Origin of the sequence: Flavobacterium sp. S87F.05.LMB.W.Kidney.N (genome assembly GCF_004366435.1) — a bacterium.
Taxonomy (GTDB): Bacteria; Bacteroidota; Bacteroidia; order Flavobacteriales; family Flavobacteriaceae; genus Flavobacterium.
The window spans coordinates 744,790-769,414 of record NZ_SODX01000003.1 but is presented as its reverse complement, the minus strand read 5'-3'; the positions used below and the strand labels follow the sequence as shown (position 1 = coordinate 769,414).

22 protein-coding genes are annotated in these 24,625 nt (G+C 32.6%); 13 read left to right on the top strand and 9 right to left on the bottom strand.

The window, feature by feature from the left end; translation table 11 throughout:
- Nucleotides 1-209: 209 nt before the first annotated feature.
- From prmA to EDB96_RS12475, 13 genes are all read left to right on the top strand, one after another.
- Nucleotides 210-1,043, top strand: a complete 834-nt coding sequence (gene prmA / locus EDB96_RS12525; protein ID WP_134141132.1) for a 50S ribosomal protein L11 methyltransferase — start codon at nt 210-212, stop codon at nt 1,041-1,043.
- A gap of 37 nt (nt 1,044-1,080) precedes the next feature.
- The gene (locus EDB96_RS12520) at nt 1,081-1,356 is read left to right on the top strand and encodes an ATP-dependent Clp protease adaptor ClpS (protein ID WP_057118487.1); all 276 of its coding nucleotides are present in this window, start codon (nt 1,081-1,083) and stop codon (nt 1,354-1,356) included.
- Between the two features lie 64 nt (nt 1,357-1,420).
- Nucleotides 1,421-2,704, top strand: a complete 1,284-nt coding sequence (locus EDB96_RS12515) for a sterol desaturase family protein (RefSeq protein ID WP_134141131.1) — start codon at nt 1,421-1,423, stop codon at nt 2,702-2,704.
- A complete protein-coding gene (locus tag EDB96_RS12510) occupies nt 2,701-3,381 on the top strand; it encodes a lysoplasmalogenase (protein ID WP_134141128.1) in 681 nt (226 codons plus the stop codon). Before EDB96_RS12515 ends, EDB96_RS12510 begins: the two co-directional genes overlap by 4 nt.
- 64 nt (nt 3,382-3,445) lie before the next feature.
- Nucleotides 3,446-3,892 (top strand): 2-dehydro-3-deoxyphosphooctonate aldolase, encoded by a 447-nt coding sequence (locus EDB96_RS12505; RefSeq protein WP_134141127.1) that lies wholly within the window; start codon nt 3,446-3,448, stop codon nt 3,890-3,892.
- A gap of 184 nt (nt 3,893-4,076) precedes the next feature.
- Nucleotides 4,077-4,226 carry a hypothetical protein gene (locus EDB96_RS21070; RefSeq protein ID WP_166669299.1) on the top strand — a complete coding sequence of 50 codons (150 nt, stop codon included), beginning with the start codon at nt 4,077-4,079 and terminating at the stop codon, nt 4,224-4,226.
- Entirely contained in the window at nt 4,210-4,548 is a 339-nt protein-coding gene (locus tag EDB96_RS21320; protein WP_410503719.1) for a DUF6169 family protein, read from the top strand. Before EDB96_RS21070 ends, EDB96_RS21320 begins: the two co-directional genes overlap by 17 nt.
- Nucleotides 4,469-4,705, top strand: coding sequence for a hypothetical protein (locus EDB96_RS12500; RefSeq protein WP_134141125.1), 237 nt, complete (start codon nt 4,469-4,471; stop codon nt 4,703-4,705). Before EDB96_RS21320 ends, EDB96_RS12500 begins: the two co-directional genes overlap by 80 nt.
- A 109-nt stretch (nt 4,706-4,814) precedes the next feature.
- Complete coding sequence (kdsA, locus tag EDB96_RS12495; RefSeq protein WP_057118492.1) at nt 4,815-5,633, top strand: 3-deoxy-8-phosphooctulonate synthase; 819 nt, start codon at nt 4,815-4,817, stop codon at nt 5,631-5,633.
- Nucleotides 5,634-5,652: 19 nt separating this feature from the next.
- The gene (locus EDB96_RS12490) at nt 5,653-6,558 is read left to right on the top strand and encodes a hypothetical protein (protein ID WP_134141124.1); all 906 of its coding nucleotides are present in this window, start codon (nt 5,653-5,655) and stop codon (nt 6,556-6,558) included.
- A gap of 98 nt (nt 6,559-6,656) precedes the next feature.
- The gene (locus tag EDB96_RS12485; protein WP_134141123.1) at nt 6,657-7,331 is read left to right on the top strand and encodes a YiiX family permuted papain-like enzyme; all 675 of its coding nucleotides are present in this window, start codon (nt 6,657-6,659) and stop codon (nt 7,329-7,331) included.
- A gap of 89 nt (nt 7,332-7,420) precedes the next feature.
- Nucleotides 7,421-7,873 carry a hypothetical protein gene (locus tag EDB96_RS12480; protein ID WP_134141121.1) on the top strand — a complete coding sequence of 151 codons (453 nt, stop codon included), beginning with the start codon at nt 7,421-7,423 and terminating at the stop codon, nt 7,871-7,873.
- 4 nt (nt 7,874-7,877) lie between these two features.
- Nucleotides 7,878-8,183 carry a hypothetical protein gene (locus tag EDB96_RS12475; RefSeq protein ID WP_134141120.1) on the top strand — a complete coding sequence of 102 codons (306 nt, stop codon included), beginning with the start codon at nt 7,878-7,880 and terminating at the stop codon, nt 8,181-8,183.
- A gap of 76 nt (nt 8,184-8,259) precedes the next feature.
- On the opposite strand, the gene EDB96_RS12470 is transcribed toward EDB96_RS12475, so the two are convergent.
- From EDB96_RS12470 to EDB96_RS12430, 9 genes are all read right to left on the bottom strand, one after another.
- Nucleotides 8,260-9,651, bottom strand: coding sequence for a M20/M25/M40 family metallo-hydrolase (locus EDB96_RS12470; RefSeq protein WP_134141118.1), 1,392 nt, complete (start codon nt 9,649-9,651; stop codon nt 8,260-8,262).
- Nucleotides 9,652-9,816: 165 nt separating this feature from the next.
- Nucleotides 9,817-11,736 carry a discoidin domain-containing protein gene (locus EDB96_RS12465; RefSeq protein ID WP_134141117.1) on the bottom strand — a complete coding sequence of 640 codons (1,920 nt, stop codon included), beginning with the start codon at nt 11,734-11,736 and terminating at the stop codon, nt 9,817-9,819.
- 28 nt (nt 11,737-11,764) lie between these two features.
- Nucleotides 11,765-12,553 carry a glycerophosphodiester phosphodiesterase family protein gene (locus tag EDB96_RS12460; protein ID WP_243839340.1) on the bottom strand — a complete coding sequence of 263 codons (789 nt, stop codon included), beginning with the start codon at nt 12,551-12,553 and terminating at the stop codon, nt 11,765-11,767.
- A gap of 87 nt (nt 12,554-12,640) precedes the next feature.
- Nucleotides 12,641-14,941, bottom strand: coding sequence for a beta-glucosidase BglX (gene bglX / locus EDB96_RS12455; RefSeq protein ID WP_134141115.1), 2,301 nt, complete (start codon nt 14,939-14,941; stop codon nt 12,641-12,643).
- Between the two features lie 10 nt (nt 14,942-14,951).
- Nucleotides 14,952-15,665 (bottom strand): prolyl oligopeptidase family serine peptidase, encoded by a 714-nt coding sequence (locus tag EDB96_RS12450; protein WP_134141114.1) that lies wholly within the window; start codon nt 15,663-15,665, stop codon nt 14,952-14,954.
- Nucleotides 15,666-15,674: 9 nt separating this feature from the next.
- A complete protein-coding gene (locus tag EDB96_RS12445) occupies nt 15,675-17,048 on the bottom strand; it encodes a glucoamylase family protein (protein ID WP_134141113.1) in 1,374 nt (457 codons plus the stop codon).
- An 80-nt stretch (nt 17,049-17,128) separates the two neighbouring features.
- On the bottom strand, nt 17,129-18,592 hold the full coding sequence (locus tag EDB96_RS12440; RefSeq protein WP_134141112.1) for a RagB/SusD family nutrient uptake outer membrane protein: 1,464 nt from the start codon (nt 18,590-18,592) through the stop codon (nt 17,129-17,131).
- Between the two features lie 4 nt (nt 18,593-18,596).
- Nucleotides 18,597-21,605, bottom strand: coding sequence for a SusC/RagA family TonB-linked outer membrane protein (locus EDB96_RS12435; protein WP_134141110.1), 3,009 nt, complete (start codon nt 21,603-21,605; stop codon nt 18,597-18,599).
- Between the two features lie 244 nt (nt 21,606-21,849).
- Nucleotides 21,850-24,594 (bottom strand): LuxR C-terminal-related transcriptional regulator, encoded by a 2,745-nt coding sequence (locus EDB96_RS12430; protein ID WP_134141109.1) that lies wholly within the window; start codon nt 24,592-24,594, stop codon nt 21,850-21,852.
- Nucleotides 24,595-24,625: the final 31 nt, after the last annotated feature.

The window sequence follows — 24,625 nt, the reverse complement described above, 5'->3', positions numbered from 1 at the left end:
ATTTTAGATTTTAGATTTTAGATTTTAGATTTTAGATTTTAGATTTTAGATTTTAGATTTTAGATTTTAGATTTTAGATTTTAGATTTTAGATTTATACTTACAAAAACCATTCGCGATGCGAATGGTTTTTTCGTATTGGGATTTGGAATTTGGCTTTTTTAAATTGAATTTTATAATTTAAGAATTACCTTTGCAAAAAAATTATTTATGTCGAATATATATTTAGGATATCATTTTACGATTGAGCCAAAAGAACTTGGTTCGGAGATTTTAGTTGCTGAGTTGGGCGAAAAAGCGTTTGAAAGTTTTACAGAAACAGAAAACGGGATTTCGGCTTTTGTGAAGAAAGATTTATGGGACGAAAATATTCTAGACGATATTTATATTTTACAATCTGAAGAGTTTAAAATCGAATATACTGTTGAAGAAATAGATCAGGTAAACTGGAATGAGGAATGGGAAAAGAATTTTGAACCTATTGATGTTGACGGAAAATGCCATGTTCGCGCTCCTTTTCACCCAAAAACTAATGCCGAATTTGATATTGTAATAGAACCAAAAATGAGTTTTGGAACTGGTCATCATGAAACGACACACATGATGATTCAGCATTTATTAGAAATGGATGTTAAAGGTCTTAAAACTTTAGACATGGGCTGCGGAACAGCAATCCTAGCAATCTTAGCTGAAATGAAAGGGGCTGAACCAATACACGCAATTGATATTGACAATTGGTGTTATTTGAATTCTATTGAAAATGCAGAACGCAATAATTGTAAACATATCAGCGTTTATGAGGGCGATGCAGCTTTATTGGCAGGCAAAAAATATGATTTAATTATTGCAAACATCAATAGAAATATTTTATTGAATGATATGCAGGCTTATGTTGATTGTTTGAACCCAAAAGGAATTATTCTTTTTAGTGGTTTTTATGAAGAAGATATTCCATTTATTGATGCTTCTTGCGTTGAAAAAGGATTGACTTATGTTAAAAAGTTTCAAAGAAACAACTGGGTATCATTAAAATACGTAAATTAGATATTAGTAATTACATCAGTACAAAAACTTAAAAAAAATGAGTACTAAAGAAAAAGTTAGAGAAAGAATTCGCGAGAAAGAAGCAACGGGTTTCAATAACGAAATCATAGTTTACAATGACGATGTAAACACTTTTGACCACGTAATTGATACTCTTATGCGTGTATGCAGTCACACAGCTGAACAAGCTGAGCAATGCTCTTTAATTGTACATTACAACGGAAAATGCACTGTAAAAACAGGGCCAATAGACAAATTAAAACCTCAATGTACACAACTTTTAGAAGCGGGACTTAGCGCTGAAATCGTTTAGTTGAAAATATTTTAAAAAACATTCTATTTTATTCTATATTTGAATTAAATAGAATGTTTTTTTTATGGAGGAATACGGAAAAATATTGATTATTGCAATGCCTATTTTTTTGACCTTGATTATCATCGAAAAAGTATACGGCATTTACACAAAAAATGATACTGCACCTCTCATAGACAGCGTATCGAGCATAAGTTCTGGAATAACCAATTCTGTAAAAGATGTTTTGGGCCTCAGCATTACTTTTCTCTCCTACGAATGGCTGGTTTCTAAAATTGCATTACAGCATTTAGAAGCAAATGTCCTCTCCTATTTCATTGCTTTTTTTGTTATTGATTTTTACGGATATTGGAGCCATCGACTAGCACATCAAATTAACTTTCTTTGGAATAAACATGCCATTCATCACAGCAGTGAAGAGTTTAATCTTGCGTGTGCGCTTCGCCAGCCTATTGCCAGCTTGGTTAATTTATTTACGTTTTTATTGATTCCCGCAGCTCTTTTAGGTGTTCCGGCTTCTGTAATTGCGATAACACTTCCTATTCATTTGTTTTTACAATTTTGGTATCACACCAAACACATTAAAAAAATGGGATTTATTGAACAAATTCTAGTAACTCCTTCACATCATCGTGTGCACCATGCGATTAATCCAGAATATTTAGATAAGAATCATTCGCAGATTTTTATTTTCTGGGATAAACTTTTTGGCACTTTTCAGGAAGAATTAGACGATGTTCCGCCAGTTTTTGGAATCACAAGACCTGCCAATACATGGAATCCTATTAAGATTAATTTTCAGCATTTAAGTTTATTAGTAAAAGATGCCTGGCGAGCTCCTAAATGGAAAGACAAATTAACGATCTGGTTTAAACCAACTGGCTGGCGTCCGGAAAACTTTGAAGAAAAATATCCCGTAAACAAAATTGAAAATGTTTTTGATTTTGAAAAATACGGAACACAAAACTCTCAAAGATTAATCTACTGGTCTGTAATTCAAGTTTTAATCACTTTATTATTTGTAAGCTATTTATTTGAAAACATTGCCACAATTGGTTTTCCAAACATCTTTATTTATGGCTTTTTTATTTTTATTACGATCTACAGTTACTCAGAATTAATGGATAAAAGCAGATTTTCTGTTTTATGGGAAAGTTTTAGATTGATAACAGTAATTGGTATTGTGGCTTACTTTGGAGATTGGTTTGGCTTAAATCGTGTAATTCCCATTAGTAATTATATTATTTTTACATACTTAATATTCTCTCTTTTCGTGACAATCTATTTTGTCAATATTGAATTTAAGAACAAACCAAAACCATATATCAATCATAATCCCCTATTATGAGAAACTCTTATTTTTACAAAATTTATTTAGCGTTCAGTATACTATACCTGATTATTCTGGTATCTGGTTACGAGCGATTCGATCTGTTTTTAAAACCCATATTAATACCAATTATTGGGTTTGGTGTTTATTTTTTTAGAAAATTTCCAACTAAAAATACCTTATTAAGCGCACTTGTATTTTCTTGGATTGGAGACGTTATTCTGTTATTTACAGATCTTGGTGAAATATATTTCATATTGGGTTTAGTATCTTTTTTGACAGCCCATATTATCTATTGTATTTTGTTTAATCAACTGAATAAAATTAGAAAAAAGCAGAACAGATCAGTTTTTATTTTTGGAAGCATTTTAATTGCTTTATATTTAATTGGCATGGTTTCTTTTTTAATGCCGTTTTTAGGAGATTTAAAAATTCCTGTTACAATTTATGCATCAATTATTTCCATTATGCTTTTATTTGCCTTTAACGGGTTCTTAGTCTGGGAAAAACCTGGAAATTTACTCGTCTTTTCAGGAGCATTTTTATTCATTATTTCAGATAGCATTTTGGCGATAAACAAATTTTATGCTCCAATTCCGAAAAGCTCATTTTTTATTATGCTGACTTATCTTCTGGCACAATATCTGATTGTAATTGGTATTTTAAAACTAAACCGCAAAAAAGTAGAAGAATAATTTTTTAGTGTTCAAAACTGTATTTGGAATACTGAAACTAACTGTTATTACAATATTATAACCCATGAAAAAAATAACCCTTTTTATTGTTTTATTAATCACTGCAACTTCTTGTGTGAGCACAAAATCAACCTTAAAAAATGTAGACGACAACGCGCCTGATTTGATTTTGAAGAAAGACAATACTTTCCTTATCACTCAATTTGCTAAAGACAAAAAATACGGTTACGATCCTGATTATCCAATAAATATATTTTTTCAAAATACTAATAGCGAAACTCTTAATGAATCTCGTTTCCTGAATGCGCTGGCGGGACCAAGCGGTGAAAAAATTACTTATACAAAATTAGAAACCTGTTGTCCGTTTCCAACCAAAAGAAGTAATATGGGCGCTGGTTTTTTGAATGTTTACGAATTGAAATGGGAAGGACAGAAAAAGCCGATTAAGCTTTATTTGAATGTTTATGAAAAAGGAATTTTAATGGTTCCTGTGGGATTGAGACTGAAGTAAGAAATATAATTCTAAGTATAATAATTTTGATTAAGGTTATTTTGCTTTTTTAATTTTCCTATTAGTCATTGCATTACTTGGACTGAACTTTTATTTTTTTAATCGACCACTTTTATTTCTGAACATCTTTCTATTTAACTAAACATTGATTTTTATAATTAAAAAGATTTTATAAATTTGCAGTATGAAAAAGATTACAACAAATAAAGAAAGGGTCATAGAATCAGTAACAAAAATGGTTAGTGATAAAAATGTTGTACAATCATTTTTGAGAGGTCAAACGAGTATTGAAACTTTAAAACAAAAAGGTATCAAACTTGCTAATCCCCTATAATTACTTCCTAAACGAAAATCCTCAGTTCTATTATTTTATTACAAAAAACGAAATAGAATATCGTGTAGCATTTATTGTTGATGAAACTTTTAGTGCTATATCAGGATTAGATATCAATAATATTTTTCAAATTATTGTAGAAAAAATAACTGATAAAATAGAAAAGTTAGACATTCAAGTTTCCATAACTATACAATCAATTATTATTGCATTTTTCAAAAACTCACAAAATTCCATGCTTTATGTTTGTGATGATAAAGACAACAAAAGTATTAAACGATTTAAAGTTTTTAATAGATGGTATTCCAAGAAGCGGGATTGAAAGTACAATTTTAAAAAAAGATAATGTAATTAACTGTAAATCCAACAATCAAAATACTATTATTTACTCTTCATTGCTTTATCATAAAGAAAATAGAAATCAAAAAACAATTATAGAAATTTATAATACGATGCAGGAAATACTTGACGAGAAATAACTAGTGATTTCAAAAGCTATAGCCTCGCAAAGCATTCATAAAATAATCTTAAATCTTCATCTTGTATTCATAAATCATGACTACCTTTGCACTGTCAAAAAATCATATTATGAATTTACAACATATTCCACAAATTAAGCATACTGACAGCGGAAACTTCTTTTTATTGGCGGGACCTTGCGCTATCGAAGGAGAAGAAATGGCTCTTAGAATTGCTGAAAAATTAGTTGGTATTACCGACAAACTTCAGATTCCTTATGTTTTCAAGGGATCTTTCAAAAAAGCAAACCGATCTAGAATTGATAGTTTTTCTGGAATTGGTGACGAAAAAGCTTTAAAAATCTTAAGAAAAGTTTCTGAAACTTTCCATGTTCCAACGGTTACAGATATTCATACTAACGAAGATGCTGACATGGCTGCACAATATGTAGATGTTTTGCAGATTCCAGCTTTCTTGGTGCGTCAGACTGATCTTGTAGTTGCTGCTGCAAATACTGGAAAAGTAGTTAACTTAAAAAAAGGACAATTTATGAGTCCTGAGAGCATGAAACATGCTGTACAAAAAGTATTAGACTGTAATAATGAAAATGTTATGGTTACAGATCGTGGTACTATGTTTGGTTATCAAGACATGATTGTTGATTTTAGAGGTATTCCTACTATGCAGCAATATGCTTCTACGGTTCTAGATGTAACGCATTCTTTACAACAGCCAAATCAAACTGCTGGTGTTACAGGAGGAAGACCTGATATGATTGAAACTGTTGCTAAAGCTGGTATTGCAGTTGGAGTTGACGGAATTTTTATCGAAACACATTTTGATCCGGCAAATGCAAAAAGCGATGGTGCTAATATGCTTCATTTGGACTATTTTGAAGGTTTAATGAACAAATTGGTAGCTATTAGAAAAACAGTCAATACATTTTAATTTATAATACTTAAGTTCTTTGAAAACAAAAATTTTATTTTTTCTTCTGACTTGTGTTTCATTAAACGCTTTTGCTCAGGAGGAAATTCCAGTACAAAAATACGCTGCTCATAATAAAGGAAAATTCTTTGTGATGTGGGGTGGAAATAGAGAAAGCTACTCAAAATCTGATGTAAACTTTAGAGGTAAAGATTACAACTTTACAGTTGAGAATATGGCAGCTCATGACAAACCAAAAGGATGGCATGTTGATTATGTTAATCCTGCAAATATGACTATTCCACAAACCAATTTGAGGTTAGGTTATTTCTTCAGCGATCACTATAGTGTAACAATCGGTGTTGACCACATGAAATATGTAATGGCGCAGAATCAAATTGCAAACGTAAACGGAAGCATTAATTTACCTGCCGATGATCCAGCTTCAATCTACAATGGTGAATACAATAATAGACCAGTAGATATGTCTCAAGGCGGCGCTAAGGAAGGCGGCTATGATAAAGGTGAAACTCAGGTAGGCGGTCCTGCTTTTTTAATGTATGAACATACTGATGGTTTGAATTACATTAATACTGAGGTAGCGAGATTTGATGATATTTCAAAATGGTTTGGATTGCCAAATATTGATAAAGTTCAGATTAATTTAACTGAAGGTTTGGGCGCTGGAGTTTTATATCCTAAAACCAATACAACACTTTTAGGAAAAGAACGTCATGATGATTTTCATGTTTCTGGTTATGGTGTTTCTGCAAAAGCTGGTTTAAATATTACCTTTTTTAAACATTTCTACGTTCAAGGAGAGTTAAAAGGTGGTTATATTAACATGCCGGATATTAAAACTACAACAAGTCCTGAAGATAAAGCTTCTCAGCACTTTACTTATTTCCAACGTATTATTGCTGTTGGTGGTATTTTTAGAATCTAATATTTTGTAAAATATATTTAGAAAATAGCTGTCAATTTATTTGGCGGCTATTTTTTTTATTATTTACTTTGTACTTCAAAGTACTTTAAATTTACTTTATGAAAAATAAAAAATATCTATTCCCGATTATTACTTTCTTCTTAAGCTTTGGTTGTGCCCTATTTGTGGCTATAAAAGTTTTTCCTAACAATCCGTTTACGGGAAATGCACCCGAAAAAACTACAACTAGTAAGTTTAAAGATGGTGATGTTATTTTTCAAACTTCAGAATCAAAACAATGTGAAGCGGTTCGTATAGCAACTAATTCGAAGTTTTCGCACTGCGGCATTATTTATGACATACACGGAAAATGGTTTGTTTTTGAAGCTGTTCAACCCGTGAAACTTACACCACTTGAAGATTGGATTAAGCATGGAAGAGACAGTAAATATGTTGTGAAAAGATTAAAAAATGAAAATATTTTGAAGCCTCAGGTTTTACAAAAAATGAAAGACTACAGTCAGCAGTTTGATGGTAAAGAATATGATGCTTATTTTGAATGGAAAGACAATCGAATTTATTGTTCTGAATTAATCTGGAAAATCTATAAAAACGCAGCTGGAATTCAATTGTCCAAACTTAGAGAATTGAAAGACTTTAACTTAACCGATCCCAGAGTTCAAAAAATATTGAAAGAACGTTATGGCAATGAGATTCCGTTAGAAGAAAAAGTCGTTGCTCCTTCTGATCTTGCTGATTCTAATTTACTGAAAACTGTAGTAGACACTTATTAAAAAATATAAAAAAAGCTAGTCGATATTCTTTCTAGCTTTTTTATTTCATTATTTACTTTGAAATTCAAAGAACTTTTAAAATTCATTTTATGAGAGATTATTTAATAGAAAAATTGTATGAATGTTCTAAAAAGCCTTATCAAAAATATTTCAAGAAAAATGAACCTTGGAAAATTGATAAAACCAAATTAATGGATTTTCCCGAAGAAAGCTTAGGATATGGATTGGGCGGTTTTCTTCATAACAATCATTTTGATATTCAAGAAAAATTGGAAGATCACGACATTATTCATGTTTTGACTAATACAGGAGTTTCTGTCTATGAAGAAATCGGAATGCAGTATTATTTATTTGGAAATGGAAAGAGAAGCTTGTATCTGTATATGGTAATTCTAACTGGAACTATCTTTTATCCAAAGCGAATAAACTACTTCTTTCAGCAATATAAAAGGGGTAGAAAAGCGCTGTCATTTCATTATTTGGATTTTTCAAAGATGCTGTTTATGCCCATAAAATCTATTCAACAAACTTTTAATATTTAGTAAAATGAAAACAATTAACGAACAACCTTTCAAGGAAAAACAATCTCTAGAATTAACGATTGGTTCATTTGTAATTACTACATTCTTGTTTGCATTATATATTATTTCCAACGAGGATCCAACTGTTTTAGTTATTGCCTGGCCATTTGCTTTAGCGGCAATAATTGTTAATGCAATTATGTTTATTCATCTGGCAGAAAAATTTCTTCATTTACCGCAACAGCGAAAAGAGATAGGTTTTAAAATCTTGCTACTGCTTTCTAATATTCCAATAACATTCTTTTACTATTTGATTGTGATGAAATCCTGATTCTAAAAGCTTTATATAAAAAAAAAGCTATAAGTATAACCTCATAGCTTTTTTTTATTAATGTATTTTTAAAATCTTAATTTGCTTTTTTAATGTCAATTCCGTTTTGGTCTAACAAATAGATTAGCGAAGTCATTGTTGCCGCTCCAAGCTCTAGCTCTCTTTTATTGATAGCATCAAACTTGTCATTTGCCGCATGATGATAATCGAAATAACGTTGTGAATCTGGTTTTAAACCTGCTTTAACAATTGCCTGCGAAGTTAAATGACTAATATCTGAACCTGCGTGGCCAATTGTAAAACTATGTACTAAATAGGGCTCAAAAAGATCTTTGTATCCTTGAATTTTTTTCAAATTAGCATCATCTGCTTCAATTGAAAACCCTCTTGGTGAAAATCCGCCAGAATCACTTTCTAAAGCAAAAATGTGGTTTTCATTCTTTTGTTTTGATACTTTTTCATATTCAGCACCACCTTTTCCGCCATTTTCTTCGTTCATAAACAATACCACACGAATCGTATTCTTCGGTTTGTAGTTTAAGTTTTTTAAAATTCTGATAACTTCCATACTTTGCACTACTCCTGCTCCATCGTCATGAGAACCATCGGCCAAATCCCAAGAATCTAAGTGACCACCAACTACCATAATATTTTCTGGACTAACCGTTCCAGTCAATTCTCCAATCACATTATAAGATAATGCGTCTGGTAAAGTTTCACAAGATTGTTTGAAATAGAACTTTAAAGCTGGATTTACTCTTAAAGATTTACTCAACAGCTCTGCTCCGTTTGTACTTATTGCTGCGGTTGGAATATATTGTTCTTTTGGTAAGTCACCATAACTTTGTGCACCTGTATGAGGAAAATCGTCTAATCTTAAATTCATTGAACGAACGATCGTTCCTACCGCTCCTAGTTTTGCAGCTTCTTTTGCTCCTGCATATCTTTGGTCAACACATGCTCCATAAGAAGTAAAAGTTTCAATATTTTCAGGGTTCATTGGTCTGTTGTAAAAAACAATTTTCCCTTTTACTTTATCTGCTCCTAATTCAGCTAATTCTTTAATTCCCTGCACTTCGATTATCTCTGCAGTAATCCCAGTTTTTGGAGTTGCTACAGAACCTCCTAAAGCACAAATTGGCACTACAGTTTTTATTTTTCCGTCTAAGATGTAGGCTGTTTCTTTTTCACCTCTAACCCAATGCGGCACCATAACTTCCTGAAGATATATTTTATCTAATCCAAGTGATTCTAATTGTCTTTTTGTGTAATCGACAGCTAGTTCTGCTCCTTTAGAACCCGATAATCGAGCTCCAATATCATTAGAAAGATATTCCAGCCAAGTGTAACATTTTGCTTCGGTTAAAGCTTTCTTATAAAATAATTTGATGTTTTTTTCGTCATTTGACTGAGCAGACGACAGCAATCCGTTTAAAACTAAAGCAGTTAAAAGAATCGTTTTTTTCATAGTTTCTATAGTAATTTGGAGTTTATTCTGCCTTTGGCATGTTCACAAAGGAACAAAATTCTTAAGAGTTAAGAAGCTATTTTTTCAACCTTTTCTCAAAAAAAAGCTCCAATTACAAATTCTTCAATTTGCAATCGGAGCTTTTAAATATTTAATAAATAAAGATTATTTTACTTCCATAATCTTATTTTTTGTTCCAATACCGTTTTCATTAAAAGGCTCTATGGTAAAGTAATATTTTGTGTCTTTATCTAGACCTCTAAAATCGTATGAACTATCTCCATAAACCATGATACTGTTGTATAATTTATCTGGAGAAATTCCGTAATAAATATTATATCCAATTGCATCATTTTGCTTTTTCCAAGAAATCATTGCGTTTCTAGAATCTGCTTTGTTCCTATCCACTTTAAAAGAAGCAACTGCTTTTGGTTTTGCCGCTAATCCATTTCCAAAAACCCTGAAATCAGAAATTGCGAATAATCCAGAAGCGTTATGAATGTTTTCCATTTTGATATAACGCGCTTTAATCGCTTTTGTAAGCTCTACATAATCATGTGGTACATCTTTATCGTTTTTAGATTTATCTACAACCAGAGTCCAATTAACAGCATCATCAGACATGAATATCTTATATTGATAATAAATATCCATTGCTTTATTGAATTGAGTTGCTTTATGATCTGCATAATTAATCTGCAAAGCATTAATTTCCATTTGTCTTCCTAAATCCATTTGAAGCCATTCTCCTGGATTACTAGTTTTAGAAGACCAATAGGTTTGAATGTTTTCATCTGTAAGGTTATCAGGTCCGTAACAGAACTTCTCGTATACTTTTTTGCCTCCGTTATCCATTCTGTGTGTTTCTACTTCCATACATTCTTCTGAAGAAGAAACTGTTACTGGTTTCTTATACGAAAGCAACATCCAGCCTGATGAAGCTCCTTTTGTCTGATCACGCTGACTTGTTGGTAAGACAATAGGAAAATCGCCGTAAGATGTAATAGAATACATAACATCATCTTTATCGAATCCGGCAGGAAACATATCTATACGACGCTCAAAACGATCTTTAATAGAGATTTTACAAGTTCCAGTATTCCAATAATTACCATAATTATCTGCAAAAGTATTTCCATGCCCAGCTCCAATTACAAATCCGCCTGGTTTATAAGACATCGGATTGTGCTTTTGGTATGTAAAAGGCCCAAGTGGACTATCACCTACGTGAACTCCGTTTGCATAACCTTTAAATTCTGTTGCAGGCGCGCCATACTGCATGTAATACTTTCCGTTGTGTTTGGTCATCCAAGCTCCTTCAATAAAATTTCCCCAAGGTGCTGGTTCCATATCATTATTTGGTCCGAAACGTTCCCAGCCGTGAGCTGAAGGTTCCAAAACTGCAACTTCTTTTATTTGCCCATACGGACGCTGAATATCTTCTACTTCTGTTGCTTTGTATAATGTAGCATAATCAGCCTGATTCCCTTTTGGAAGCCAAGTTTTATAATCAACCTCAACACCTACAAGAGGCAGTTTTCCGCTAGAACCATAATACATATAGACTTTTTTATCATCATCCTGAAAAATTGCAGGATCCCAAGTCGGCAGCATTGCTTTGTCTACGTGACGTATCCATCTTCCTGATTTTGGATCGGCAGTTTTCCAGATTGGATGATCTCTTTTCCAAGTTGAACCTACATAAAATAAAGTGTCGTTTACAACCCAAGCTGCAGGAGCGCATTGGTCATCATCGCCTGGCTGTCTTTGGAAACTTCCATAAACAAAATTCCAATCAGACATATCTTTACTCCAAAAGAAACCTGCCTGATTTGTCGCAAATAAATAGTATTCGCCTTTATACGTAATAATTACAGGATCTGCACTGGAACGGCGTGATTCTGGAATTCCGTTGTGATTATGAGTTGTGTAATTGTACCCAATATTAATTGGATTACAATAGGTTGTTGCTGGTTTGTTAGGATCAAACCATTCTGTTTTACCTAAATTTTGCGCCAATAAATTGTGACTAAAAAGTATCACAAATAAAATTGACAAGGTCATCAGTTTATATATCTTTTTCATTGTTAGATTTTTTTGGTAGGTTCGAAGATTATTTTTTAAGATTTAATCTTTCCTTTAAAAGTTCAGGTTCATTCGTCGTTATATAATTGAATTTATGCTCAATAATCCAATCCATATCTGCAGCTTCATTCACTGTCCAAGCATTTAGGATAATTTTGTTGTCTTTTGCTTCTTTTATCCATTCTGGATGTTTTTGAAAAACTGAATAATGATAATCTACACCATTAATCTTATCTGCTTGTACTTCTTTTGGTGATTTATTCCCTTCTAAATATTGTAAAGAAGTTTTGGCATCAACCATTCTAATTTGTTTTAGAATATCATAATCAAAACTTATGTAGCAGGTATTTTTATCTGCTTTAAGTTTTTTAATAGTTTCAACTGCCATTAATGCGGTCTTTTTTCCTCTTTCCTTACTTATTTCTGAAGGTTTTATTTCGCAGACCAAAAGAGTTTGTTTGTTGTTTCTTTTACCCTCTGAAATATATTCATGCAATGTTGGAAGTTTCTCTCCATTGGAAAGTTTAAATTTGATCAAATCTGCATAATTGGTTTCTTCAATCAGCATTTTGTTGTAATGTGCATCATGATTGATAACAAGAGAGTCATCTGCAGTTCTCCAAACATCGAATTCTGAACCTGGTAATTTTAAATCAATTGCATGTCTCAATGATGCAATAGAATTTTCTGGCAGGTTATTTTTTTTCCATGCACCGCGATGTGCTACAATTGCATTTTTTTGTGCATTGCAACAAGAAAAAGCAATTAGCATTGAAAATAGAAAAATAGAGCGGGATATTTTAAAAGTATTCACCATAAACGTAGTTAAAAAATTACAAAAAAGGTTTTTCAGTTTAAAAAAAAGCCCTCCAAATGAAGGGCTTCTCACTAATCAATAAACCAACTATTTAGTTAACTCAAAACTAACTTTCTTATCGGCATTTGAATTTCCTCCAACGAAAATATCAAACTGTCCAGGTTCTGCTACGAATTGTAAATCAGAATTATAAAATTTTAAATCTTCAACAGTAATGTCGAAACTTACTGTTTGTTTTTCACCTTTTTTAAGTGTTATTTTTTGGAAACCTTTTAGTTCTCTAACTGGTCTTGTTACTGAACCAACTAAATCTCTAATGTATAATTGAACTGTTTCTTTTCCGTCAAAATTTCCAGTGTTTGTTACATCAACTGTTACTTTTAATTTTCCGCTGAAATTCATTTTATCAGAAGAAATTTTAAGGTTTGAATAATCAAAAGTAGTGTAGCTTAAACCAAATCCGAACGGGAATAATGGCTCGTTTCTTTCGTCAATATAGTTTGATCTGAATTTCTCGAATTTTCCTTCTGTGTTAGAAAGAGGTCTTCCAGTATTTTTATGAGCGTAGTAAATTGGCAATTGTCCAACACTTCTTGGAAAAGTTGAAGTTAATTTTCCTGATGGATTTACATCTCCAAATAAAACATCAGCAATAGCGTAACCTGCTTCTGTACCCGCAAACCAAGCATTTAAAATCGCTGGAACTGTTTTTTCTTCTTCAGTAATCACTAGTGGACGTCCGTCAAATAAAACTAAAACAACTGGTTTTCCTGTTTTTAATAAAGCGTTTAATAAATCTTTTTGTGCTTGTGGAATTTCCAAGTTTGTACGGCTGCTAGATTCCCCGCTCATTTCTGCAGATTCTCCAAGAGCAGCAACAATTACATCTGATTGTTGAGCAACTTTTAAAGCTTCTGCTAACAAATCTTCTTTTGAACGTGCATCACGGTGTAATGTTTTTCCAAACATTGTAGCGTTTGTTTCAAAAGTTTCATCATAATCTAAATTACTTCCTTTAGCATATAAAACTTTAGTTCCTGCTCCTGCAACTTCTTTAATACCTGCTAGTAATGAGACAGCATTTTCCATTTTAGTAGCTACACTCCAAGTTCCGGGCATATTTTCTTTAGCATCTGCTAATGGTCCGATAAGGGCGATAGTTCCTGATTTTTTAAGAGGTAATAATTGGTTTTGATTTTTCAATAAAACCAATGATTGAGAGGCAATTTGACGTGCTTCTTTTCTGCTATCCATTGTAAAGATTTCAGTTTTAGCTCTTTTTTCATCACAATATTTATACGGATCTTGGAACAATCCTAAATCATATTTTGCTTCTAAAATAAGTTTTACAGCATTATCGATTGTTTCGATTTTTACTTTTCCTTCGTCTAAAGATTTTTTCAAAGTACCTAAGAAACCTTCTCCAACCATATCCATTTCAACTCCAGCGTTTAAAGCTAAAGCAGAAACTTGTTGTAAATCTCCCATTCCGTGTTCGATCATTTCAGGAATTCCTGTAAAGTCTGTTACCACAAAACCTTTGAAACCCCATTGTTTTCTAAGAACATCTGTCATTAACCATTTATTTCCAGTTGCTGGAATTCCATCAATTTCGTTGAAAGATGCCATAACCGAACCTACACCTGCATCAACTGCCGCTTTGTAAGGAGGAAAATAATCATTAAACATTCTGATATGGCTCATGTCTACAGTATTATAATCACGTCCTGCTTCTGGCGCACCGTATAAAGCGAAGTGTTTCACACAAGCTAAAATTGAGTTATTTTTTGAAAGATCATGCTGCTGATAACCGTTTACCATTGCTTTTGCAATCTGGCTTCCTAAATATGGATCTTCTCCTGAACCTTCAGAAACTCTTCCCCAGCGAGGATCGCGAGAAACGTCAACCATTGGAGAGAATGTCCAGTTTATTCCGTCTGCACTAGCTTCTTTTGCAGCAATCTGAGCACTTCTTTCAATTAATCCCATATCCCAAGTACAAGAAAGTCCTAACGGAATTGGGAATGTTGTTTCGTAACCATGAATAACATCCATACCAAAAAGCAACGGAATTTTCAAACGGCTTTGTTCAACCGCAATTTTCTGTACTTCTTTAATTTTTTGAACTGATTTAATGTTAAACAAACCTCCCACTTTACCCTCAGCAATATTTTTTGCCACATTTGAGCTGTTTGCCTGCCCTGTAGTGATGTCACCAGATGTTGGCAAGTTTAATTGACCCAATTTCTCGTCTAAAGTCATTTTTGACATTAATTCCGCCACAAATTCAGACTTTGGTTTAATTTTCACTGTATTTTTAGTGTTCTTTTTTTGAGCGTAACCCAAAACAGCACATCCTAAAAAAAGTAAGACTAATTTGTTTTTCATTCTATTTTATTTATTTGTTTGTATTCGTTTTTCTCTGCTGTAACATCCAGTCGTAAATAGCTGCATTATCATAAACTCTTGTCCAGCTGTCATGATTGGCATCATCAAAAATGGTCAGCTTTACATCTTTTGCATTACATTTTTTCAATTCTTTGTAAATTGTGAACGCATAATTCACGTTTACAACATCATCCAGTAATCCGTGAAAAATTCTGGTTGGAATATTGGCTATTTCACAAGCGTGCTCTAACTGAATTAAATCTACAAAACCAGCGACAGGTACGTTTGCTGCAAATAGATCCGGATGTGCAAAAGCCAAATTCCATGAAGCCCAGCCTCCTGAGCTCAAACCAGTAACATATATTCTTTCTGAATCAATTTTGTTTTCTTTCTGGATTTTTAAAATCAGCTGATAAATCGATTCTATATCCCAATTTTCATCTTCTTTACATTGAGGAGCCAGAACGTAAGCATCTAATTGATGTGTTTTTAGATATTTTAAAGGACCATTAATTTTTACTTTTTCAAGATCATTTCCTTTTTCTCCATCACCAGAAATAAAAACTATTAAAGGCTTTTTTTCTTTTGTATTTGCGGGTTTATGTAATACATAGCCCAGCTCATACTTTGCCATTACTACTGTATTAATTTTTCCAGTTGTTTCACTTTGGCTAAAACCAAATGTCGAAATCAACAGGGATAAAAAAATTAATTTATGCTTCATACTAATTTTTTAAATCCCGTATTTTCCTGATTTAAATCCAAGTTTTGTCAAACCTTGTTTTACTTCAGGTGCATTCATAAATAATTTCCATAATAGACCTGTTCTGTAGTTCTCGATCATAACTACTTCTGGTCCTTGATCGATTGCTAAATAACGTTTTGCAACCCATTTATTTCCTAAACTTAGAGCATCATAAAACCCGGCATTGCCCCATGTTTCTTCTTTATGATTTTCGTAAAGATTGCGTATTAAAGCCATTGATTCTTTCGGCGTATATACAATTGAACTGATTGCTGCGGTTGGCGAAATCACACCTTGATCATTGCTTGGCATATGTGCATTGTATCCAATAGAACCATCAGGGTTTCTGGAATATGACGCTGTTAGTCCCCAATAATCAGCACCATATCCCTCAACCTTTTTTGGATTTTCAATACAGTATTGATAATTTATTTTAGTCTGATTTACGTTTAAATCCCAGTAATTTGCATATTTATCGCTCAATTGATTTGGATCTAGACCTACATAAGAATAGTGTGCCCAGAATAAAGGACCGCCGAATTCTTCTGCACCATTATGTTTTAAAATTAAAGGAATATTATATTTTGTTTTAGGAGAAACGATGTCTCCGCTTCTCGCCCATCCTTCATGATACGCTTTCGCATCAATTGAATGTGTTGGCGAAGATGCTGCCATTACATAAGTAATTAAACATTCATTATATCCTTTTAATGGAAAATCCATTTGCCATGCGTAATTAGGCGACCAATGCCAGTATAGTACATTTTTATTGTTTGTATACCATTGCCAGTCAACACCTTTCCAAAGTGCATCATATTTTTGAGCAACTGCTTTTTCTTTTTCAGAACCATCTTTAAGATATTCACGAACAGTAATCATTCCTGCAACCAAAAATGAAGTTTCGACTAAGTCGCCGCCATTATCCTTGGTTCCAAAAGGCTTTACTTTTCCCGTATTTCCATCGATCCAATGAGACCATGCTCCGTGAAAACGATCTGCTTTGCCTAAAAAATCTGCAATTTTGTTCAGTCTTTCAACTCCTTGCTCTTTTGTAATATAACCTTGAGACATTCCTGAAACAAGAGCCATTAAACCAAAACCAGAACCACCTGTTGTTACAATATTGGAATCGTTTTCAGGATAATTTCCGTCTGGATGGTAACGCTCTCTGGCTAATCCAGAGTTTGGTTCTGCGTAATCCCAGAAATATTTAAAAGTTTGTTTTTGAACAGCATCTAAAAGCTGTTCGTCTGTTAATGTAGTAACAGAAGTATTTTCTGCTGCATTTTCTTTTGCCTTATCCGCATTCGATCCACAACCAAAAAGAGTAAAAGCTAAAAATAAAACTGAAATTCTAATCATTATAGAGATTTTTGAGATTGTAATAAATAATCACTTCCCCCGAATAATTCTGAGGGGGAAGTGACTTTAAAAATTTTTATTTAATATCCACCTGGATTTTGTTCAGAATAGCCCGCTGCTTCTCTTAAGAATGTAGTTGGAATAGGCCATAGCTCATGTTTTCCAACAATAAAAGTTTTTCCGTCAGCTGCCATAGCTGCTTGTGCTTGACCAGTTCTAACAATATCAAACCATCTGTCATGTTCAAAAGCAAATTCCAATCTTCTTTCTTTATAAATTGCTTTTCTAATATCAGTTTGAGAAGTAAAAGGTGTATCACTTAAACCTGCTCTTTTACGAATCATATTTACTAAAGGAATAGCTTCAGAAGTTTGTCCAAGTTCATTTAAAGCTTCAGCTTTCATTAATATTACCTCAGCATATCTTAAGTATCTAAGATTTGTATCTGTAAATTCCTGATTGTAAAAATCGGAAGAATAGGCTTTATAGTTATACATTGGATTTGCTACAGTTGAAGGTACTTCCCTTCCATCATACAAAACTGAACCTCTAAATATAATCGTTGCCGCTCTTCTTACGTCACCTGACTCATAAGCATCAGCTAAATTTTGAGATGGTGTATTAAAACCCCAGCCCCATCCTCCAGCACCACGTGGTGCTTGAGAAACTGAATAGTTACCAATTCCGAATCCTGGACTAGAAGTTGAACCAACCCCGTTAATTTCAAAAATAGATTCAGGACCAAATTCTCCTTCTTTTTTATATTGTGCAGCATAATCTGTCACTAAAGTATATCCTGTTACTTTATCACAATTGTCAATAACTGCCTGCCATTTTTTCTGGTATAAACTTACTTTTGCTAATAATGCATAAGCTGCACCTTTAGAAGCTCTAGATTTATCTGCTCCAGAATAAGCTGATTTTTCAGGTAAACTAGCTATTGCGTCATTTAAGTCTTTTTCTATAAAAGCATAAACATCTGCCGCTGGTTTACGTGTTAACTGCATTTCTCTATCTTCATCTGAAAGTGGAACTCCAGATAAATGATCTATAATTGGAACACCGCCATATCCCTTTACTAAAGTAAAATACATGAAAGCTCGCATGAATTTTGCCTCGCCAATTAATCTTGTTTTTATAGCTGGTGTTACTTTATCCAACTTAGGAAGAAGATCTAAAGCTTGATTACATCTGTTAATTCCAGCATAATTCGCATCCCAAGTTGACTGAAATGAAGGAGTTGAAGCATTATAAGTTAAAGCATCAATAATATCTTTATCAGTACCTGCATCTCCTGGATCAGACCCCTTATCTGCATCATCTGAAATTATACTGGTAACGGCATTCCATCCAAAAGAAGACATATCCCAGCCTAAAAATTGATTGTAAACTGCAGTTACTAAACCAGAAGCACCTGAATCACTATTTATTACCTCTAAATCAACAGGAATTGATTCTGTTGGACTTACATCTAAAAAATCATCTGCACATGCTGAAAAAAGCAATCCAGACAGCACAAATACTGATATATATATTCTTTTCATAATATTAAAATTTTAAGTTAGCACCTATAACGAATGATCTCAATGCAGGATAAGCATCTAGCTCTACCCCTTGAGTACCTTCAACCAATTTACCATCGCTCACTACATCAGGTGAAAATCCTGAGAATTTTTGAGAGATAAATGGGTTAATTGCATTTACATATAATCTGCAATAACTAATAAAATTATTTTCACCTATAGGAAGTTTATATCCTAAAGTAATATTGTTAATTCTAAAATAATCTGCAGACTCTAAGAAGAAGGTTGAAGCGTAAGGTGTCTCGTTAGAAGGTCTAGGATTAGCAGATGTTGTATTAGTTGGTGACCAGAAATCACGAGCTACAGAAGCCTCTATGTTTTCACCACCAAAACGCTGCGCTTTTTTTCCATTATAAACTTTTGCTCCACCTGTTCCGTAACCGTCAACAGAAAAATCAATATTTTTATACGTCAAACCTAAAGTAACCCCATAAGTAGATGTTGGTAAAACTGTTCCTACATATTTTTTATCTGTTCTTTCATTTAATGCAGTTTGAACTACTTTATCTCCATTTGCTGTATAGTACAACATATTGCCATTTGTTGGATCGATTCCTGCAAATTCGTACATGTAAAAACTTCCCAAAGGCTGTCCTAATGAAGTATTATCTAGTATCTTGGTGTTTTGACCATTCCCTAAACTTCCACCAACAGTCGGAGCAATTTGTGCATTTTTAAGACTTGAAAGTTCATTTTTATTATGAGAATAATTACCTCCTACCCAGTAGCTTAAATTATCATTTATTTTATCATCCCAACGTAATGCAACTTCATAACCTTTATTAGATACTTCTCCAATATGTGAATATGTCGGTACATTATATCCTGAAGTTGCATAAGGCTTTACATTAAGAATTGTATTGGTTGTTTTCTTATCATATAAATCAAAAGATCCTTTTAATCTATTCTTCAATAATTCAAAATCAAAACCACCTGAAAGTTCTTCTACGATCTCCCAAGATAAGCTTGGGTCTATCTGAGAATTAATTGTTGTACCTGAACCAAGACCTGGCACGTCAACTCCTGAAGTAAACACCTGAGTGTTTAATGGGACATTTTGATTTCCTAATCTACCCCATGATCCTCTTAATTTTAATAAATTGATGATCTCTACATTGCTTAAAAAACTTTCTTTCGATATTATCCATCCTAAACCAACAGAAGGAAATGTTCCCCAACGATTGTCATCAGAAAACTGAGATGATCCGTCACGTCTTACAGTTCCTGTAAGTAAATATCTATCCATTAATTTATATTGGAAACGTGCAAAATAAGATGCTAATCTTCTTTGATTAAGAGCCTCATCTTTATAACCTGTAACTGAACTAGCAACATTTATATCTTTCAAAGACCAATAGTCAGAATTAGGATTAACATTTTTTCTATCAATCGTTAATTTCTCTCTAGTACCTTGAACATTCGCTTCAATACCAGCAGTAACTTCGATATCATGAATGTCTGCAAAAACTTTATTATAAGTTAAGTAATTTGATAGATTCCAATTGAAATACTGATCTCTTCCTCTAGTTAAAGTATTGATATTCAAACTTGATGGATAACCTGTTTCTACACGAGTAGGATCTGCCGCTAGCCAAAGTGCCACGTTGTCTACATAGTTGTACTGCTTGTATGTGTAAAATTCACCATTAAACTGCGATGTAAATTTTAAAGATTTAATGATATCATAATCCAATTTTAAACCTCCTTGTAAAATAACACTTTGTTGCTGCTCATTAGTATAATCTAATTGAGCTACTGGATTTCCAACGTTATTAAATGATGCGCCAGTTTCTGCAACAACTCCATTTGATATAAATGGAACGCCGTATTTCCCATCAGGATAACGAACAGGAACTAATGGAGATTGCCTGTAAGCATTTGTAAATGCACTTAAAGGCATCGGTGTGTTCTTAATAGTACTTACACTAAGATTTTGAGTAATTCTTACTTTTTCTGAAAGCTTAAACTCATTGTTGTTTCTGATTGTAGTACGTCCGTAATCAGATCCATTTAATATTCCTTTTTCTTCGTAATTTCCAACACTAAAGAAATATTTTACATTTTCTGAAGATCCAGAGATTGCAATATTGTTTTGAGTATACGATCCTGTTCTTGTGATTTCGTCAAACCAATTAGTATTATATGGCTGATTTGCAGAAAATCTTCCTTGTGGAAAATCACCACTATAAGCAACATTACTGTAGTTAACATATTCCGCAGCATTTGCCATTTTCACCTTCTTTAAAGGTGTTCTAAATCCTGCAAAACTTTCCACATCAACAGTAAGTTTTCCTTTACCTGCTTTAGTTGTAATCATAATTACACCGTTAGCACCTCTAGTTCCGTAGATAGCTAATGAAGAAGCATCTTTTAAAACTTCATATGAAGTAATGTCATTAGTATTAATGTTATTGATATTTTCTGTAGGCATACCATCAACAACATATAAAGGATTTTTTCCTCCTAATGCACTACCAGCTCCTCTAATTATAACTGATGGTGTACTTCCTGGTGCATCTGAAGTAGATACCTGAACCCCTGCAGCTTTACCTTGTATAGCTTGTGAAGCATTCAGTACTTTCATCTTAGTAATTTCTTCAGATTTAATTGAGCTTACAGCAGAAGTATTATCAATTTTTTTTCTGGTACCGTAACCAATAACAACTACTTCTTTTAATGCAGTATCACCTGCTTCTTTTAAAGTAATTGACATAACGCCAGCAGCTGCAGGTACAGAAACTGAGTCGAAACCAAGCATAGAGATCTTGAGAGTTTCTCCAACCTTAGCATTAATGGTAAAATTACCGTCAAAGTCAGCATCAGCAGAAGTTCTAGATTCTGGAGCACTAATAATTGCACCAGGAATTCCCATTCCACTACTGTCTACTACTTTTCCTTTAATTGCTTGTGCCTGTACCATCATATATGATGGCAGTAACAAGAGAGCTAAAAAGCTAAAAATAAAATTTTTCATACAGTACGTAATCGTTTAAGTTAGTAGAGCCAAATTAAACAATTACAACGTTGTAGTACATCAAATAGCACTACAACACAGCTACATCATTATGTTAAAATATTAGCATATAATAATGATAATCAACATACTAAATGTTAAATAAAATTCATTAACATAACGTTATGATGTAGTAATGATGTATTGGAATTCTGTAAAAATAGGTATGTAAAAATATAAATTCTGTAAAAAATAAAATCAAATCTTACAGACTTAATAAAAACTTTGACAGGTTTTCTTCTTGAGTCAGATTTAATTTCTTTCTTAGACGATATCTATGCAATTCTACACCTCTAAAAGAGATATTCATCATTGGTGCAATTTCCTTGGATGAGAGGTTCATTTTGAGATAAACACAAAGCTTAATATCTTTTGGAGTTAAGTGTGGATATTTTTTAGAAAGATTTATAATAAACTCGTTATGGATTTGATTTAAATTCGTTTCAAATGTTTCCCATTCGTGCTTATTAACCTCATTAATTTTAATAGCTTTTTTGATTTCACTTTTGAGTTTGCTAAAATCTTTTTCTTTGTCTAGAATTTCTTGAATTTTATCAATCATTTCCGTTTGTTTGGCAATTGACAAAGATTTACCAGCCACTTCAGAAGATTTTGTTTGAAGTTCAAGTTCTAAAATATGCTTTTCGTATTCCTGCAAGTTGAGTTCGTTTTCTTTCTTCAATTCCATCTCGAGAATTTCTCGTTGATGTTTTAGTTCTTCGGCCTGCAATTTTAACTTTTGCATGTAGCGAAGCTTATTCCATTTATAATAAAAAAACAAAACCGCACTAACAACAAGCAAGTAAAGAAGAATCATCCAAAAAGAAAAATACCAGGGTTCTGCTACTTTAAACTTATAAAACGAAACCTTATCATAAGTTGATCCATCGTGCTTAAAAATTTCTACCGCATGATAACCGCTGTTTAAATTGTTTAAAACAATCGATCCATCAGAAATAGGTATATATTCTTTTTCTTTATCGAGTTTGTAAAACAGGTTTGGTTTGCTTGCTCCATAAATTCCAGAGATTACATTAATTTTTAATTCTGTATTGAATTTAATTTTTGATTCGTTCGGAATTAAAGCATCATCACTAAAAGCTTCAATTTCTACTTTTGAATTTTGTTTGTTTTCATATTCGAGTTTAAGAGAAATAAATCCGTCATCAAGATTGAATAGATAATAATTGTCATTCTTAAATATTCTTAAATTTTCATTTATCAGTTTTCCTTTATAATATTTCTCCTGAATAATATTCCAGATAAATTTATTTCCTTCCGCGTAAATGTGATATAAAATTCCATTTTGCAAAACCATAAAATGATCTTCATCTATAGAAACAACATCTGTAACATTTTTAAAACTAGCATTGAATAATTCGTTTTCTTCTAATTTATTGGAAATAGAATTGTAAGTATACCAAGAGTTATTAATGAGAAAAAGTATTTCTTTTCTAAATTCAAAAATCTTGATTCCGAAATCATTTTTTATTTTGCTTTGCTGCGTAACATTTTCGACTTTCAGCGTTTTATAATTGTCATCTAATAAAACACGATACAAACCTCGATAATTATCAGCTGCCCAGATTTCATTTTTTTTATTCTGCGCTACATATTTTATTGGTTTGGCAAGGTCTTTTATAATTTTATATTGTGAAAGATCCGCAGGATTATCATAAACTAAAATACCGCTGTAAGTCGATTGAAAATAAGTATTGTTAATACTGCTTTTGGACATATTCCAACCGCCGCTAACTCCGTTTATTTTTTTTAAAACATTATTTTCATATGAAAAAGTTCCATCGTTATGTCCAATAATGTATTTTCCGTCTATAAGAGAAATATTCCATCCCTGCCCCTGCGTGTTGGGCATCATATTGAATTTTCCAGAACTATATTCGAAAATACCGTGATTTGAAGCAATTAGATAACCTTTATTAATTGTTGCCACAGCATAAACAGATCCTAAGATTCCTGAATTATCATAAAAGAAAGAGATCGGCGAGTTAACTTCAACATGAGCAATTCCATTGTCTAAACCCAGCCATAAGTCATTTTCTTTATCAAAACCTAGACTTAAAACCGAGTTGTTCATTAAAACATTATCACGCTCAATATTTTTATACGTATTGGTTTTTAAATCCAAAATAATAATTCCTCGATTTCCCGTTCCAATAACTAATTTTTCTCCTTTTATAAATTTTGCCACATTAATCGTAGCTGATTTTAAAGTTTCATTAATCGGATTATCCCAGCTTCTTAATCCATTATCATCCGCCACAAAAACACCTCTTTTCTGCGTAAATATGTAGGTTTTATTTTGATACTTTTCTATGGCATGAACAACGGTTTTCTTTAAAACATTCCAGCCTTTTGGATTGGAAATATACTTATCGTTCATTCTAAAAATTCCATCCTTAACAGAAGCTACGTACAAATTTTTATCTACAGCAAAACAATACGAGATAAGAAAAGGAAATTTAATTTTCTTAATCGTTTTTCCATCATAAATAAAAACATCATTGAAGGATTGAAAATAAAGCGAACCATTGAATCTAAAGATTTTCCAAATTTCTTCGTTATCTTTTTCATCAAATAATCTCAGATTTTTAGTGATCGAAACATAATGCATTGTTCCGTCTTTTCTATACCAATAACCAAATTCTTTATAAGAACCCGAATAAATTTTATCTCCTTCAATCAAAATAGATCGAATAATGGTTTTGTTTGGAAGTGTATATTTTTCCCATTTCACTCCATCGTAACGAAGTAAATAATGGTTGTTTGCAAAATACATAGCATCATCATTTCCCTGCGCTACATTCCAGATTTGATTATCACCCTGATAATCGGATTTACTGTAATTTTCGACGAAAGGAAGTAATTCTTGGGCTTGAAGTTGTAAAGCGATGAAAAAGAAGAAAACTGATTTAAAAAGTATCGATTTCAAGATATTCAGATTTTATTTCAAAGATACTGAC